This is a genomic window from Mesorhizobium sp. P170090 (assembly GCF_057786115.1).
In genome coordinates, this window is the sequence record NZ_JBYNWH010000001.1 from 3,322,373 (window position 1) to 3,337,803 (window position 15,431).

A 15,431-nucleotide genomic window follows, 5' to 3' on the forward strand; every position below is an offset into this window, starting at 1 on the left:
TTGCAAACCTTTGGAGCACATCATGGAAGCCGTTCAATCGCCGTGGCAGACCGCGGCCATTCTCATCGCCCGCCTGACCCTGGCCGCCATGTTCGCGATGGGAGCAGCGTTCAAGTTCATGGATATGAACATGACCGCCGGCTACATCGCCGCCGCCGGCTTCCCGTTCCCGCTGTTTCTGGCCTGGTGCGCCGCGATCCTCGAAACGCTGCTGGTGATCGCCCTCCTGACCGGAGCATTCTTCACACCGGCCGCCCTGGTCGCCGCCGTCTATGTGGTCTTCCTCGGCTTTGCCTTCCACGGTCCGTCGCACTGGACCGGCAACCAGGCCGAGGTCGGCGCCTTCATGTCCCATTTCCCGTTCGCCGCCGGCTTGTTGTTCGCCGCCGTGCATGGACCGGGCAGCGTGCTGGCCTCGAAACTCGGCCGAGGGTGAGGCCCCGCGTCGGCAGACCGCCTCACATCTGGTCGTTGTAGGGTTCCTTCATCTGGCCGACCATGCGGGCCAGTTTCGAGAAGGACGGCATGTCCGCCTCCGGCTGGCATTGATTGGCCAGTTCCAGCAGTCGGATCGGAAAGTTGACGGCGTCGCGGTTGGACTCCGACATGCCGTCGGACCGCTCCTCGCCGGTTTCGATGGCCTCGGCCTTGCGCAGCGCAATGTCGATATCCTCCACCGTGAGCAGGCCCTTGCGCACCAGCACCTGATTGATCGAGGCGACGGCCATCAGCAGGCCTTCGAGTTGCAGATTGGCGACGTTCATGGCTGTTGCTCCCATTTGGCTCAGGCTCAACGCATGAGCCGCTGTTACGATCCGGACGGGGATACAAGCGATAGGCGTCGGCCGACCTGCGCTACTCTTCCATCCAGCGGCGGCCATATTCGGCCCACAGCGCCTTGACCTCCCGGCTGCCGAGGCGCGGGGCGGCGCCGTCGCCATAGGCGATCAAAACGCCGCTGATGTCGTAATGGGCGTCGATGACGAAGCGGATCGCCTCGCCGAGCGGCCTTCTGCCGATGACCGGATCGGCCTGGCCTTGGCCGACGCTGCGAACGCCCGAAACAGTGGCTGGCGCTTGCCGCATCCTGAACACGGATGCCATGGCTGGTTTGTCCATCCCGCTCTCCCCCGAGTTGGAGTTCCATAAGAGCCAGCTAATGACCAGTCGGTCGATGCCTGTAGAAGGCTGCGTCTTGTGATCCGCCGCAAGTGCCGGCGATATGCTGCAGCCGGTTGAAGGACTGTTCAGGCCAGCGGATCCGCCGCCGGCGGCCTGGCGGGAAGGCCGAGCCTTGTCCGCTCGCCGTCGGCAAACTCCTCGGCCGCTTCCTGGGCCATGAACAGATGCTGGGTCACCGTGCCATTCTCGGCAACCAGCACCGCCCATTGGCGGCGGTCGACACGTTCCACGCGAACGTCATTGGGCTCTCCGGCCACCACGATCGTCCTCCAGCAGGCGTACGGCACGGAGGGGGCGTGCCTTTACGCCTTGGTCTTACTCTTGGCCGGCGCCTTGGCGGCCGGCGCCTCGGGTGTCCTGATGCCGAGCCCGAACTCCTTTGCCAGCTCCGAGCGCTTGGCGGCGTAGCTGGGCGCCGTCATCGGATAGTCGCCGGGCAGGTCCCATTTGGCGCGATAGGCTTCCGGCGTCATGCCATGGGCGGAGCCGAGATGACGCCGCAGCGACCTGAACTTCTTGCCATCCTCGAGGCAGTAAATGAAATTCGGCGTTACCGAGCGCTTGCGGTTGACCGCAGGCTCAGGCGCAGGTTGCGGCGGAGCAACGGGATTGTCCACGGCCGCGAGCGCTGCATTGACGCTCTCGATCAACGCCGGCAGGCTATCCGGAGGCACTGAATTGTTGCGCACGAATGCCGCGACGATGTCGGCGGTCAGATTTATATTTCGGATTTTGTCCTCAGACATGGCTTCTTTTGCCCCCTTGATGCCAAAGGGCAAATTATCAGACAACATCCGCCGACGGCATGGCACTTTAGAACATATGCATATGACTTGACGCCGGATGTGGTAGCGCTAGCATCGCCGAGTCTCCGATCGATGTCGATGTAGGAATTCTTTCCTGACATATCTTGACCGGTGAGGGCAGCTATGCTATGATTTGTTCATGGTGCTGATTTGCGCCAGCAACCCGCCGCCGAGGCGGGTTTTTGTTTCATGCCGGCTTGGAAACAATAACGGCCAGTGACGCGAGTTTTCCCTCGCTCAGGCTGCTTATGTAGTTTTTTCGCCGATGCACGAACTCGGCGCCGAGCACGATCTCATTGGCCTGCTGCTGGGCCGGCGAGGGCACGATGCCGGAATTTGCCCGTTTCAACGCCAGCTCGACGTGATCGCCGGTTTCGTCGATGACGTCGTCGACCCGGAATCCGGCTGAAGCAAACAGAGCCTTCAGGGTTTCGCGGTCGACGAGATGGCTGGCCACAGCCGACACCGCCCAAGGCAAGGGATAGTGAGGCTCGCCGTCCGCCAGCACCGCCTCGGTCCAGACAAGCCTGGCCTTCGGCTTCAGTACGCGCCACGCTTGCCCGATGACCGCCGCCTTGTCGGCGATATTCATGCCGACATAGAAACAGATCGCCGCGTCGAATGTGTCGTCCGCAAAAGGCAGCCTTGTCGCATCGGCCTCATGAAAACGGACTTTGTCACTGAGGCCGCAGAACTCGGTCAATCGGCGGGATGCCTCGACGAACGCCGGCGTCAGGTCGACGCCGTCGACGCTGCACCCATAGGTCTCGGCAAGGAACCGGGCCGGGCCGCCAATGCCGCTGCCGATGTCCAGAACCCGATCAGAAGCGGAGGGCGCAAGACGCGCGGCATGGTCCTGCGTGGCGATCAGCTCGCGGCCATGAAGCTGGTCGAACGGATAGAGTTGTTCGGCTGCGAGGCTGCCGGCCCTGGCGTCCGGCACAGCCGACAGGATGCGCTCGACGATGCCGCCGCTGCCATAGTGACTGGTCACATTGCTCATTGCTCTCTCCGACGAGACCCAGCATCCCATCGATGCGGCCCTCGCGCAATGCGCGCCGCCGCCAAGGACGAGGGAGTAGGAATCATTTCCTTTTTTGTATTGACGGGTGAGGGCAGCTTTGCTATTATTTACCCATGGTGCTGATTTGCGCCAGCGACCCGCCCACAAGGCGGGTTTTGTGTTCCTGATGCCCACAACGTGCGGATATCGGATGTCGGCGGGACAGCACCCCCCTCTGGCCTGCCGGCCATCTCCCCCTCAAGGGTCCCTCAAGGGGGAGATCGGACTGCCGCTTTGCTTTCGCCAATCGTCAGCGCTGCAAATTGGTCGCGACCCTGGAGCTGCCAATCTCCCCCCTAGAGGGGGAGATGTCCGGCAGGACAGAGGGGGGCGTGAAGGAACGCTATCCTCGGTTCATTCTGCCTTATCCGCGAGGCCTCCCTTGTCCAACCGCTATGCCACCATCATCACCGACGATGACGGCCGCGAGGTCGTCAGCGCCATTGGCGTGTTCGAGGGCGCTGCCCCGCAGGCGCGCATCGGCCGTATCGAGCCGGTCGTGCCGGGCGTGCTGATCGGCATGGTTCGCGGTGGTCCTGTCGATGCCATCGGCGGCTTCGGCTTTCCACGCGGCGCGCACGACGCAAGGGCGATCGCCAGGGCAAGCCTGAAAGCCGCGTCTGCCGGAAAGCGCCACGCGCCGGCCGCTGATGCAGCCCGCAAGGCCGCCCCAACACGGTCAGGGCCAAAATCGGCACGGCGCAAGTCCGGCAAGATCAAGTCCGGCAAGATCAAGCGGGCAAGGCCGGCAAAGCAGGCGAAACAGGCAGCGACCGCCGAGCCCGCCGGGATCTCGGATCATGGCTGACCGGACGGCGCCGCGTGCGCGCCCTGACGGCAAGGCGCCTGCCGCCGCCGCTGCCAAGCCGAAGCGGACGAAGAAGACGCTTGGCGATGATTTCCTCGACGCGGTGCGCGCCGATTTCCGCGCCCATGGCGCCGGCGTCATTGCCGCGGTCCGGGCCGACAAGCCCGACCAGTATCTGAAGATCGTGCAATCGGTGCTGCCCAAGGATCTGGCCAAGGATTTGCATGTTTCATCTGACAATCTGGAAGCCCTGAGCGATGACGAGGTCCGCCGCCGCATCCGTGGCCTCGAAGCCGTCCTCGGGCCGTTTGGCGACCAGCCTGAAGGCGCGCCGCCACTATCTGGCGCTGCTGCAGGAGCTGGACCGCAGGCGCAGGACTAACCAGCTTGCCGCCTACCGGCCTTATCCCAGGCAGGCGGAGTTTCACGCCGCCGGCGCGCAGAACCGGGAACGTCTGTTCATGGCCGGCAACCAGCTCGGCAAGACCAGGGCCGGCGGCGCCGAATGGGCCATGCATCTCACCGGCCGCTACCCCGCGTGGTGGCAGGGCAAGACCTTCGACACCCCCGTCAGGCTATGGGCTGCCGGCGTGACGGGCGAGGGCACGCGCGACAACCCGCAGCGCGTGCTGGTCGGCCCGCCGCAGCAGCAGGCGGCATGGGGCACCGGCATGATCCCGGCCAACGCCATCCTGCACACGACCATGGGCCGCGGCGCCCCGGGCGCGCTCGACAGCATCGTGGTGCGCTGGGGCGGCGGCGGCGACGTGCAGGCCGATGAATCGGTGCTTTCGTTCAAGAGCTATGAGAAGGGCCGCGAAAAGTGGCAGGGCGAAACCCTGCACGGCGTCTGGTTCGACGAGGAGCCGCCGCTCGATATCTATTCCGAAGGCCTGACCCGCACCAACGCCACCGGCGGCATCACCATCGTGACGTTCACGCCGCTGCTGGGCATGAGCGACGTAGTGCTGCGGTTTTTGTCTGCGCAGGAGGCTCTTCCTTCTCCCCCTGTGGGGTGAGCAGCTGGTTCGCGAAGCGAATTCGTCGTGCCAGTGGCACGACGAAAGGCCGGCGAACGCCGGGACGCTGCGGAGCAGCGGGGACCCGGCAGGGATGGATCGGCCACCACCCGGGCCTTCGCAGGCTCAGGGCGTTCGAAGCTCGAAAAGCCAATCAATTGGCTTTTCGTCCGCCACGCGGACCGCTTCTCACCCCACAAGGGGAGAAGGTAAGAACCGCCACGCCCGGCGCAAAAATCGTGCTCGGACAACATCATGCGACATTACTTTGAATCAGTTCGGCAGGCTCTACGTCCTGTCACGTCGCTATCTTGACCCCGAGATCAGCGGTGCCTCAGGCGATTGCCGGCAATGATGATTGCCATACGGCGTGGTGCGATATCTGGTTGTGCTCGATGCAATCGGTTGCCAGTTTGCTGATTTCAGGATCGGCGGACGCCTGCGCCCATTCGACGAACGCGTCAACAACGACCAACCTCGCCCGGCTGGCCAGCCCCAGGCCGTAACGGCGCACTACCGGCTCTGAATGGTCGAGCATCGCACGGATCATGCCTGATGCATCACCTCGCCATTGCCCGGAGATATCGGCGATCGCCGAAAACGGCGTTTGCGGCCTGAGCAACGCGGCGTGCTGACGCGCAAGCTTTAACTGCCAGTCTTTTGCAAAGCGCACAAATTTGACGGCTCCCATGCGTACACCATCGTGATAATCATCAAGGGCAAACAACGCCTGCGCGAGATGCTGACCATCGTTCCGCGTACTGCATCGCAAGATAGACTCCACGGCATCGAAGCGCGTGCGCGGGTTGCTGTCCCCAAGCAGCGCGGCCAGCTCACCCACCATCGAACTTATGTTCTGGTTTTGAAAGGTGGCAATAAACGCACCCGCCGCTCGCGTCTCAGCATTGGCAGATGTCAGCAGGAGACGAAGGCTTTCCAACGGCACCGTCTTGCCGAGCTCGCCGAGAAGGTCGTTGGCAAGCGCGCCATCGTCATCATGCGGGGACGACAGCAGCCGCTCCAGCATCTCCTGACCTGTCATGGCATTAGTCGATTTGCCGAGTGGCAGCAGGATCTTACCGCCTTCGCTGAAAAAAAGATGAGCAACCTCGCTGTCCTCGGCGGACAGGCGCATCGCCTCGAATAGATCTGTCATGGCAAAGAGTGGCTGTCCCACCCGCGTAGAGTACAGGCCGCGCAGAATGCACCAGCCCAGACGCATCGATGTCGCCGATGCACGGCAAGACCTACCGCATAAAGCGATAAAGGAAAAGATGAGAGCGAAGCTTTCCCGTTTCGGCGCGTTGCGGAATCGCGAACCGCGACCAGACTGGTGGCCAGGTTGTCGAGGAACCAAGTCCATGAACAGGCGGCAGGTATTGACAGGCGGTTTGTCGTCGCTTGTCGTGTCGCCGGAGGGTGGTGCTGAGGTATCAAAGCCCCAGGTGCCCAAATGGCGACCCTCGTTTTCACAACCCGTCGATCGCATCGAGGAACGGTTCGGCTATTACTTCGACAGAGGCCGTGACTTTGCCATCCTTGAAAACGGCACCTGCGTGCTGACGGAAGCCGGCCTGTCCGATGAGGCGGCAGCCATGGCCGCCATCCAGACGCTTGCCATGATTTACAACTATCACCCGGACATGAAGCCGTCCGACATGGATGATGGCAACGTGCTGGTCAGCTACAATCATCCAGCCTTCAATGTCGTGCTTTCCGACGTTGCGAATGCGCATTGGCAAGAGATCGAGGCCCGCCACCAGGATGGGCTGGCTACGGGCGAGGTGCTGATCACGCCGCTGGGGCAGAATGTGTTCGATGAGCTCGGCAAAAAGGCGCTGCTTGGCAGGTGCTACATGTTCATGGATGCGCAGGCGCCAAAGGTGATCCGCATCAAACCCAGTTGATAAGTCGAATCAGGGATATTTGGTGCCCGCAAGCTGCCTGGCACGACCCTCGGCGGTTGGCGATTTGCGCGTTAATGGGCCGCACAATATTTTCTCTCGACCGGTATACTGGTATATATAGAGCATACAGGATTGATTGGGAGTGTCGGGGACGCAGACCTCGCGTTTGAACCCTGTTCCCGGATCGGTACGGGTTCTGCAGATTTTTTTACTCGTATCGTAAGGAACATTCGCCTGGCTGGTGCATGCCGATGCACTGGCGGCAATGCCGACAACGATTGCAATCCGAATCATGTGTTCCCCAAGTCTTGGGTCAGCTTCGCATTGATGAGCGCTGGTATCAATGGCCACACTCTATTGGAGCATGCTTGCATGACCCGTCACGTCACCTTCATGACCATAGACGACGCCGAACACTATTCGCCGGACGAGCGCGCCGCGATCGTTGCCGCCTATCCCGAGCATGAGCGCGAGGCGCGGGCGCGCGGCATTCCGGTGCTGGGCTCCGGCCGCATCTTTCCGATTGCCGAGGAGCTGATTGCCTGCGAGCCGTTCCGGCTGCCGCGCTACTGGCCGCGGATAGGCGCGCTCGATTTCGGCTGGGACCATCCGTCGGCCGCGGTCGAGCTGGCCTGGGATACGGAGGCCGATGTCGTCTATATCTCCAAGGCGGCGCGGGCCTCGCAGCAGACGCCGGCCATGCAGGTACTGGCCCTGAAGCCGTGGGGCGAGTGGCTGCCCTGGGCCTGGCCGCGCGACGGCCGCCGCGAGACGCTGGAAGGGGCGGGCACCGCACTTGCCAGACAATATTCCGCGCATGGGCTGAACATGCTGTCGGGCCACGCCCGCTTCGCCGACGGCTCGGTCTCGGTCGAGGCCGGGCTGATGGAGATGCTCGACCGCATGCAGTCCGGCCGCTTCAAGGTGTTCTCGTCGCTGCTGCCCTGGTTCGAGGAATTTCGGCTTTACCATCGCAAGGACGGCAAGGTGGTGAAACTGCGCGACGATTTGATGGCCGCGACGCGCTATGGCGTGATGATGCTGCGGGAAGCGGTGGTTGATCCCGCGGAGTTCAAGAGCGCGAGGCGGACGACCGGGCAGAGTGATCCGCTGGGGGCGTTTCGGTGAGGGGCAAGCGCCCTCGATCTTTCCAAGAGTCTTCGATCCGACAAAGCCCGCGAGGCGGGCGGGCGAACGCGTGTGGCCCGGCCCTGCTGTGGTCGCCAGCGCTGCGCGCCTTTGTTCAAAGCCAGGGAGCAGCCAACAATGGTACACATCATCCCACTCTCCGTTGGTCGGCGACGGCTCGATACGGGGAACGCAGTGCAGTATCCGCAAGGGTCGCCCATCGGCGGCGCCATGCAGGGTTTTGGCGACGAGCTTTCCGCACTGGCCGAGCACTACCGGAAGATGACAGAGCGACAGGAGGCCTTCGACGCCGAGATCGCACGCCGCCAATTCAACGGCCGGATCGCGTTGGCCGAAGACGAGCTGGCGGCGAAGGCGCCGGCCGACGGCGCGGGCATGCACGAGGCCATGTACGGCCAGCTGGACCCGTATGACGGCCGAGCGGTGAAGCCCGGTCTGTTCGACAAGATGTTCGGCGAGGTCTTGCCGAGCATGCCCGAAAGCCAACGCGCCAACTTTGCCAAGCAGAAGGAGGCGATGCGCATGGCAGGCGCGGTGCGCATGGCGCAGCGGCAGCTCCAGCGGCGCAAGGATTATGAACAGAACCAATGGTCCGGGGTCCAGCGCGCCGAGCTTGACGCCATCGCTCAAAGCAATCCCAACGACACTGTGGCTTTTAACGCCGCTCGCCGGCGCGGCCTCGATGTTCGCGACAAGATGGGCCTCGACCCGCAGGGCAAGTTGCAGGCCGAAGCCGCGTGGCGGGATAGCACGGCAAAGACACGGATTGAGGCTCTGATAACTCAGAACCCGAAAAGGGCCCTCAATCTGCTCGTGCCGACAGCGTTTACCACTCAGGAAAGCAATCAGCCGGAGCAGGGGATGGATGATATCATCACCGACTCTGTTGCCGGAACGGATAGTTCTGACGAGTCAACCGAAAAAGGTGACCGCGTTCGCCGACTCACGTCGAATGAACGGATAAGGCGGGCATTTCAGGACGATCTTCCGATCGATACGTTGCTTGCCGAGCTTTCGCCTGGTTCCTATGACGATGTTGTTCGCAAGGCGCGCACCGCGGATGCGGCAAGTCTCATCGGCACCCATGCCGATCTCGACATCGCTTCTCAAAACGCGCGGGCAGCCATAATCAACATGACACCCTATTCCGGCACAAGACATGACGATACCGAGTTTACTTCTGTCTTTGGTGCCGAAGAGGGCGGCAAACGATCCAGAGCTTTCAATTGGAGAGCGGATGTCAGCCCATATCTTGCCGATATGCGAGTCATGCCGACAAGTCAGATCGATGCGTCAATCTTTGCCGCAAAACCCCTCCCGAACCGCTTCTCGCAGGAGGAAGATCCCGAACTGTATAGGATGGATCAGGCGCGCTTCGAAAAAGATCAGAAGCGCTATGAATTGAACGCGGACGCTGCAGCTTTCATCATACAACAGCGGCAGATCGACCCGGCGGCTTACGTGCGCAAGGTGATCCCCGGCCGTCGATACAGCCTTCAAAAACTTGTCGACACCAGAGGACTTGCAAGCCGCGGTCGCGCTATCATTTGCCGCTCAGCGTCAATTGGGTATCGCGAAGCCTCAGCCGCTGCCCCTATCCGACGCTGAAGGTTTGATCAAAGCGTGGAATGATACCCCCGATCCGGAGGAAGCCGAGCGCAAGGCGCTTGAAGCAATAATTGATCAGAAATCGCGCAAAGCGCTGGCCACGCAGCTGGATAATATCAAGGCGGCACAATCAGATGCGCTGGCAGCGTCTGACGGCGAGCCGGATGCGGATGGGTTTGACGATGCCGGTTCCGAGCGTCCATCAAATGAAAAATTCGCGAAGTCAATCGATCTATCTCCGGCAGACATTCTTCGATTAAAGAAAACAGTTGCGACGGAATACTATCCTAAGAGCGACGAAATCGAGGCTAAAGCAGTTATCGACGCGGTTCTAAATCGGCTGGCTTCCCAGCATTGGTGCTACAGCATTGAAAGCGTAGTAAACAGCAAGGATCAATTCTCAGACGTTAATGGTCCGACCTCCAGGTCTAAGCATAATCGATCCGACATCGATCAAGTACCCATCGGCGACCCACGTTTTCCTAAAGCATCGAGGATAGTTGACGAATACCTAATGCAGCGTGCATCAGGCGAGCCGTCATCGGTTGAGGATAATCTTAGCTAAGGTAATCCAGATTATGCAGACGAATCTGGTCTTAAGTGGTTACTGAAATTAAAAAATGAAGCGTGGTCTTCATTTGCATGGTACGCCTCCCGATTTGCTGCGGTTCCTTCCGGGAAAATTTGGTATCAATCTACCAGAGGACTACTATTCAGCTTGGCCGTAAAATAGATCGATATCGGTGCCGCTCAGAAAGGGCCACCTCTTTATTAGGCGGTGTCCTTTATTTGTGAAAACAATCATCATCCGTTCAGCTACGGCGCGCAGCCAACATCAACAAAATTTAGTAGTGGTTCGACGCCTTCATCGTCCCGAACGGTATAGAATGCATCTGGGTAAGTTTCAGCGGGCCTCCAATTGAAGTTCTTGACTGTATCCGGACCTACCGCAAACATATAGGAAGGCATCGGACCACTGATAAATCCGTGGTCGCCCTCTTTCGTCACCAGCTCCGCCGCCGTGGCCGGCTGCAAAAGCTTCTTATCCGCCGTGAAGGCGGCTTTACCGGAACCTTGTCGGATGACGGTCACGACAATCCCCGACTCGAGTTCCGTGAAGAGCACGCCCTTTGGGCAGCTTTGCCACAGAGTGTCCGTCTTATCCACGTCGTCCGACTGAGCCGCGCCAAATGGCAACGCAAACACCGCCATCGCGGCGAGAATGAGCGATCGCAATTTGCCTCCTAGGACGGTACAGGTCACCGATTTTTGCGGAATGACCGAGCAATGCGCTCGGCAATTGGCTGAAACAGCGCCTGATCCTTCTTGTTCCAATGCATATTGAAGCAGGTGACGGTACGGTGTTTCTGACACATGCCGTAGAAAATGAATTCGCCATCGGGCGAGGTCCCGGAAATCACTGCGAGCGATGGCCTGTCAATCTTATACGTTACGATGCTGTCATCACCGACGATTGCCTGTTTAAGGTACTCAAACGGAGTCATCTTTTTTTCAAGGGCTCGGTACTGACGAAGCTCTGCGTCCGGATACGATGCCGGACGGAACACCGAGCCGTAGTTTTCGGCGAACCCACCAAGCAACCAACCATCGCCATCTTCAAAGAATTCGGGGATCTCGATCTTGCTTCCGCCGCTTAACGACTCGATCCATTTGATAGGCTCCTTGGCAACGGCCATCGGCGTCGACAGCGCCAGGAGGCCGAAGGCGAAGCCAAATGTTCTCATGACGTTGGCTCTTGGAGCGACAACTGGGGCGAGAATGAGTGATCGCAAGGGTGCTCTCTTAAATTGTATGTTGCAAGCTATAGCGCCATTTTGGTTGTAGCAAGTGCTGACATCGCTGGGAAGGATATGGGATAGGATTGAAAAAAGCGCGCACTATGGGTAATCCAGAGGTGGCAGCAAACTTTGTCATAGATGAGTGCCCGACGCCGGACCTGGTTATTGGCCGCTTGATGAGGGAGAGCGGTTTGAAATGCATCGGAACCGGCTGCGGGGACGGCGAGTGAGGGAGCAATCTGGGAGTTTGTGGAAGGCACGTTCAGTCCTGCTCGCGAGCCTTTCCCTTGGCCTTGTCTACGCCGTGCCCGCGTCGGCAATCACCCTTTCAAAGAAAGAATGGAAGGCATTCTCCTGCGTTCTAAGCAAGGCACGCGATCAGGGTAACCCGGACGTCGCTGCCGGCTACGCTATCGAAGAGTGTCCCACGGAGGGCTGAGTGACGCGCGGGAGGAGCGGATCAGGGATTTGGTCACCGGCTGATGAAAGAATACGGCTTGACGTGCATCGGAACTGGCTGCGGGGGAGGCGAGTGAGGCGAGAGCCTCTGTACTGTTCACCGGGGCTCGCCAATCATCGGTTTTTGCGGAATGACCTTACGATGCGTTCGGCATCAGCAACCTGAGGCATCATCATGGAAGCGGAAACCAGCATTCTCGCATACATTATTTCCTACCTGCCATTGCTGGTTTATCTGGTGGCGCAGGTCTGGGTGAGCATCTGGCTCGCATTCAAACTCATCCGCGTTCAGCAGCAGATGGCGCGCGCGCAGGAAGGCATCCTGGCCAAGTTGAGCGAGATCGACAGCCGGATGGCGGCGAAACCGAACAAGGACTGAGCATTCACTAGGGCGATGCCTCCTGTCGACGGGCAGTAGGATTTTATTCCTAATTATGTACTTGACAAAAGTAGCGCCTTGGACGATAACAAATCCAAGGAGTTACCCGCATGACCGACCTTCAGCACCCCATGTTCCACGATGACGATGCCGCTCGCGAGGCGCTTGAATCCGTCCGCTGGCCGCATGGTCCGAACTGCCCGCATTGCGGCAACGCGAATCCCGACAAGATCGCCAAAGTAGAGGGCAAGAAGCGGTCGCATCGTCCGGGTCTCTACTATTGCAACGAATGCAAAGGTCAGTTCACGGTAACTGTCGGCACTGTGTTTGAGCGCTCTAAGATCAAGCTGTCCAAGTGGTGGCTGGCGACGCATCTTCTCGGATCATCCAAGAAAGGCATGTCCGCACACCAACTGCACCGTATGCTTGGCGTGACCTACAAGACGGCTTGGTTTATGGCGCACCGTATCCGCGAAGCCATGAAGGAAGACGTAGCATCGTCTGGCCCGCTTGGCGGTGAAGGCAAGACCGTCGAAGCCGACGAAACCTACATCGGCAAGCGCGAGACGCCGCGCATTTCTGCCCAACGCAAGGGCCGCCCCTTCACCAAGAAGGGCAAGGGCGGCGGTCGCGAGAAGCGCATCGTCGTCGGTCTGGTCGAGCGAGGCGGCAAGGCCCGCATGTTCCACCTGAACGACGCTACCAAGGCCACCGTTCGCGATGTGCTGGTCCGCAACGTGTCGCGCGATACCAACCTCTACACCGATGCTTCGAACCTCTACACCGAAACTGGTGGTGAGTTCGCTACTCACAAGACCACGAAGCATTCGGACGGCGAATACGTTCGCTACGAGGAAGGCATCGCTATCCATTCGAACACGATTGAGAACGTGTTTTCAGTCTTCAAGCGCGGCATGGTCGGCGTCTACCAGCATTGCGGCGAGGCTCATTTGCACCGCTACCTTGCTGAGTTCGATTTCCGCTACAATCGCCGCACGGTTCTTGGCTTCACCGACAAGATGCGCGTTGACGCCATCATGGAAGGCATCGAAGGCAAGCGGTTGACCTATCGAAGCGCTCACTAAGGCAAAGACACCAAAGCAGAAGGCGCGAAGGCTACTGACGCTTCGAAAACGCAATCGTCCATGATTCATGACTCGCCCGCAGCCGTACTAGGGGATAGCATCTTGCCACTCAGGAAGTGGGAAGGTGTGGGCTTTGGAAGATCTCCGAAAACATGATGAATTGCTGGACGGCGCGTGGGAACGCTACGAGCGGACACAAGCTGTACAGGAAAGCCAAGACCGTGAGCGCAAGTGGTGGCAGTCGCGCCACCGGACGCTGGCAAGCTTAGGGTTGCGAACAGGACGAACGCCCGAGGGAAACGCACAGTGCACGGAATGCGGGCAGCCGTTCTTTACGGCTTCCGCTGAGACTCTTTGTTATCGCTGCGTTTAACCGGAGCCGCATCATCATCCGCCTTTTCGTGTGGCTTGTGAGGCTGCGGCGGCTGCTTCACCAGGCGCTCCATAATGCGCTTGGTTTCATCCAGGTCCTTGTCTCTGTCGGTGTCGTTCATGGCCACTAAATTAGACCTCTCTGGCGCCCGCGCCAAGCTAAAGTGGTCGGACAATCAAATCACAATCCTCAGCACGCAAATCGCTGCCTTCATGGCACAGAACGTCACAGAATTCCGGCCCGATCCAAAAGGTGAGATGAGACGTGCCACACTTTATCGGAACGACGCGCTCGTCCCGGACGATATCAAGACGGCGACGGGCATGATCATTCAGGCCCAGCGCGACAGTCTCGACCACCTCATCGTAGCGCTGGCACGTAAGAACGGGGCCGTCAAAATGACGGTACCTGAATTCCCGATCTGCGACAGCGAAACGCGTTTCGCCGATAAAGGTACCCTGCGCAAGATCGGCTCTCTCTCCGATATCGACCAAGCCGCTGTCATGGCACTTAAACCGTACAAAGGAGGGAATAATCTCCTGTACGCCCTTCATTGGCTCAGCAACAAGAGCAAGCATCGCGATTTGGTCACCGCAATGCATCATCCCATCTCGGCCACCTTCACGAACACTGGCGTCATAGGGCACGTTCGTAAGGTCACGATTCATAAGGGAAAAGGACCAGACGGCGAGCCCATGGCAGTCGTCAGTGTGGATGCGGACCCTCAGATCAAACTCAACCTCTCCCATGCGGTATCGTTCCGCGAAATTCCCGAGGCCGGCAGTCAGCCGGTCATTGAAACGCTGCGCAATTTCTCCAAACTTGCCCGTGAAATCATCGACGGATTTGACGTCTGATCGGTTTGCCGGCCTGTCAGCCATAGGAAGTATTCCTAACTGTGACTTTTGTCACGTATATAATTAGGATTTTATTCTTAAATCCGTTGACGGGTGAGGTCAGCAATGGTATACTTCTATCCATGGTGCTGATTTGCGCCAGTGACCCGCCATCAGGCGGGTTTTTGTTTGCGCGATAGCCGGTGCGGATGCTGCGACGATTGCGAGAGAACGCGGCGCCTCAGAATTCTGCACCGCTGCACCGCTCGCAGGTCACGGCATGGATCCCTTGGGCTGCGGAGCAGCTCCAGGGGTCTGCGCCGCGTCGCTTCGCTCCTTGCTTCGCCATAGGATGACGAAGGATGGGGGACGTCTCGCTTCCTTCACTGACGATGGCTTCGCTTCTGGCTGACGAAGGTCCACGCATGACCCTCCGCATCATCTCCGCCACGCTGCGCGATCTCTCCTACATCGCCGCAAATCTGCGTGCCGAGGACCGGGCCGAGATCGACTGCCAGCTTGACCATTGGTCGCCGGCCCTGCTGGCGGTCACCGCGCTGCAGGGCTTTGCCTATGTTGCCGAGCTAGACGGCAATCCGGAGGCCGGCTTTGGCGCTGCCGAACAGCGCGGCGGGCTGTGGATCGCCTGGAGCTGGGGCACGCGCCGCATGAAGCGCTGCGTGCCTGGCATCACCGGCCACTTCCATGCGGTGCTTGGGCCGAAGGTTGCGGCGCGGGGCGCCTGGCGGGTCGAGGCGCGGGCGCTCGCCGCCAACGAACTGGCTCTGCGCTGGCTCGGCCGGCTCGGCGCCACCCAACGCTGCCGGTTGCCTGGATATGGCCGCAACGGCGAAGACTTTTTCCTCTACGACTGGACAAGAGAAGGCTGGAACCATGTGTCTCTTTCAAAAGCCGCCGGCGCTGAAGCCGCTGCCACCGACCCCGACCATTGAAGACA

General features: G+C 60.0%; 21 protein-coding genes. 12 read left to right on the forward strand and 9 right to left on the reverse strand.

Annotated features, from left to right (window positions below):
• Window positions 1-22: 22 nt before the first annotated feature.
• Complete coding sequence (locus AC3EML_RS15850; protein WP_352519803.1) at window positions 23-436, forward strand: DoxX family protein; 414 nt, start codon at window positions 23-25, stop codon at window positions 434-436.
• A gap of 22 nt (window positions 437-458) precedes the next feature.
• Here AC3EML_RS15850 and AC3EML_RS15855 read toward each other — a convergent pair whose 3' ends face one another.
• From AC3EML_RS15855 to AC3EML_RS15875, 5 genes are all read right to left on the reverse strand, one after another.
• Entirely contained in the window at window positions 459-764 is a 306-nt protein-coding gene (locus AC3EML_RS15855) for a hypothetical protein (protein WP_023671444.1), read from the reverse strand.
• A gap of 91 nt (window positions 765-855) precedes the next feature.
• On the reverse strand, window positions 856-1,119 hold the full coding sequence (locus AC3EML_RS15860; protein WP_352519804.1) for a hypothetical protein: 264 nt from the start codon (window positions 1,117-1,119) through the stop codon (window positions 856-858).
• A 128-nt stretch (window positions 1,120-1,247) separates the two neighbouring features.
• Window positions 1,248-1,442 (reverse strand): hypothetical protein, encoded by a 195-nt coding sequence (locus AC3EML_RS15865; protein ID WP_023689866.1) that lies wholly within the window; start codon window positions 1,440-1,442, stop codon window positions 1,248-1,250.
• Between the two features lie 42 nt (window positions 1,443-1,484).
• A complete protein-coding gene (locus AC3EML_RS15870; RefSeq protein WP_023671447.1) occupies window positions 1,485-1,928 on the reverse strand; it encodes a Ros/MucR family transcriptional regulator in 444 nt (147 codons plus the stop codon).
• Window positions 1,929-2,175: 247 nt separating this feature from the next.
• Window positions 2,176-3,186: a class I SAM-dependent methyltransferase gene (locus tag AC3EML_RS15875; protein ID WP_352557178.1), complete on the reverse strand. Its 1,011-nt coding sequence runs from the start codon at window positions 3,184-3,186 to the stop codon at window positions 2,176-2,178.
• 247 nt (window positions 3,187-3,433) lie between these two features.
• Here AC3EML_RS15875 and AC3EML_RS15880 point away from each other — a divergent pair, with 247 nt between their 5' ends.
• From AC3EML_RS15880 to AC3EML_RS15890, 3 genes are read left to right on the forward strand one after another with little or no spacing between them, the layout of a single operon-like run.
• A complete protein-coding gene (locus tag AC3EML_RS15880) occupies window positions 3,434-3,859 on the forward strand; it encodes a hypothetical protein (protein WP_023730425.1) in 426 nt (141 codons plus the stop codon).
• Window positions 3,852-4,241 carry a hypothetical protein gene (locus tag AC3EML_RS15885; protein ID WP_352520992.1) on the forward strand — a complete coding sequence of 130 codons (390 nt, stop codon included), beginning with the start codon at window positions 3,852-3,854 and terminating at the stop codon, window positions 4,239-4,241. Before AC3EML_RS15880 ends, AC3EML_RS15885 begins: the two co-directional genes overlap by 8 nt.
• Complete coding sequence (locus AC3EML_RS15890; protein ID WP_488505403.1) at window positions 4,141-4,878, forward strand: terminase large subunit domain-containing protein; 738 nt, start codon at window positions 4,141-4,143, stop codon at window positions 4,876-4,878. Before AC3EML_RS15885 ends, AC3EML_RS15890 begins: the two co-directional genes overlap by 101 nt.
• A gap of 334 nt (window positions 4,879-5,212) precedes the next feature.
• Here the strand turns inward: AC3EML_RS15890 and AC3EML_RS15895 are convergent, their stop codons facing one another.
• Window positions 5,213-6,100 carry a HEAT repeat domain-containing protein gene (locus tag AC3EML_RS15895; protein ID WP_023712570.1) on the reverse strand — a complete coding sequence of 296 codons (888 nt, stop codon included), beginning with the start codon at window positions 6,098-6,100 and terminating at the stop codon, window positions 5,213-5,215.
• Between AC3EML_RS15895 and AC3EML_RS15900 the strand changes: the two genes are divergently transcribed.
• The 4 genes from AC3EML_RS15900 to AC3EML_RS15915 all read left to right on the forward strand — a co-directional run bounded on the left by AC3EML_RS15900 (window position 6,081) and on the right by AC3EML_RS15915 (window position 10,107).
• Window positions 6,081-6,785, forward strand: coding sequence for a hypothetical protein (locus AC3EML_RS15900; protein WP_352519808.1), 705 nt, complete (start codon window positions 6,081-6,083; stop codon window positions 6,783-6,785). The genes AC3EML_RS15895 and AC3EML_RS15900 overlap by 20 nt on opposite strands.
• Window positions 6,786-7,157: 372 nt before the next feature.
• Window positions 7,158-7,913 carry a phage terminase large subunit family protein gene (locus tag AC3EML_RS15905; protein ID WP_352520991.1) on the forward strand — a complete coding sequence of 252 codons (756 nt, stop codon included), beginning with the start codon at window positions 7,158-7,160 and terminating at the stop codon, window positions 7,911-7,913.
• Between the two features lie 138 nt (window positions 7,914-8,051).
• The gene (locus AC3EML_RS15910; RefSeq protein ID WP_352520990.1) at window positions 8,052-9,542 is read left to right on the forward strand and encodes a hypothetical protein; all 1,491 of its coding nucleotides are present in this window, start codon (window positions 8,052-8,054) and stop codon (window positions 9,540-9,542) included.
• The gene (locus AC3EML_RS15915) at window positions 9,499-10,107 is read left to right on the forward strand and encodes a hypothetical protein (protein ID WP_352520989.1); all 609 of its coding nucleotides are present in this window, start codon (window positions 9,499-9,501) and stop codon (window positions 10,105-10,107) included. The genes AC3EML_RS15910 and AC3EML_RS15915 overlap by 44 nt, the downstream gene beginning before the upstream one ends.
• A 251-nt stretch (window positions 10,108-10,358) precedes the next feature.
• On the opposite strand, the gene AC3EML_RS15920 is transcribed toward AC3EML_RS15915, so the two are convergent.
• Together AC3EML_RS15920 and AC3EML_RS15925 are read right to left on the reverse strand one after the other, a co-directional pair.
• Window positions 10,359-10,778, reverse strand: a complete 420-nt coding sequence (locus tag AC3EML_RS15920; RefSeq protein ID WP_352520988.1) for a hypothetical protein — start codon at window positions 10,776-10,778, stop codon at window positions 10,359-10,361.
• Window positions 10,779-10,801: 23 nt separating this feature from the next.
• Entirely contained in the window at window positions 10,802-11,287 is a 486-nt protein-coding gene (locus tag AC3EML_RS15925) for a hypothetical protein (RefSeq protein ID WP_352520987.1), read from the reverse strand.
• 688 nt (window positions 11,288-11,975) lie between these two features.
• Between AC3EML_RS15925 and AC3EML_RS15930 the strand changes: the two genes are divergently transcribed.
• On the forward strand, window positions 11,976-12,179 hold the full coding sequence (locus AC3EML_RS15930) for a hypothetical protein (RefSeq protein WP_352520986.1): 204 nt from the start codon (window positions 11,976-11,978) through the stop codon (window positions 12,177-12,179).
• Window positions 12,180-12,289: 110 nt separating this feature from the next.
• The gene (locus AC3EML_RS15935) at window positions 12,290-13,264 is read left to right on the forward strand and encodes an IS1595 family transposase (RefSeq protein ID WP_352520985.1); all 975 of its coding nucleotides are present in this window, start codon (window positions 12,290-12,292) and stop codon (window positions 13,262-13,264) included.
• Window positions 13,265-13,596: 332 nt separating this feature from the next.
• Here AC3EML_RS15935 and AC3EML_RS15940 read toward each other — a convergent pair whose 3' ends face one another.
• Window positions 13,597-13,758, reverse strand: coding sequence for a hypothetical protein (locus tag AC3EML_RS15940; protein ID WP_352520983.1), 162 nt, complete (start codon window positions 13,756-13,758; stop codon window positions 13,597-13,599).
• Here AC3EML_RS15940 and AC3EML_RS15945 point away from each other — a divergent pair.
• Both AC3EML_RS15945 and AC3EML_RS15950 read left to right on the forward strand, forming a co-directional pair.
• On the forward strand, window positions 13,757-14,494 hold the full coding sequence (locus tag AC3EML_RS15945) for a hypothetical protein (RefSeq protein ID WP_352520982.1): 738 nt from the start codon (window positions 13,757-13,759) through the stop codon (window positions 14,492-14,494). The genes AC3EML_RS15940 and AC3EML_RS15945 overlap by 2 nt on opposite strands.
• A gap of 404 nt (window positions 14,495-14,898) precedes the next feature.
• Window positions 14,899-15,426 carry a hypothetical protein gene (locus AC3EML_RS15950; RefSeq protein ID WP_023743326.1) on the forward strand — a complete coding sequence of 176 codons (528 nt, stop codon included), beginning with the start codon at window positions 14,899-14,901 and terminating at the stop codon, window positions 15,424-15,426.
• Window positions 15,427-15,431: the final 5 nt, after the last annotated feature.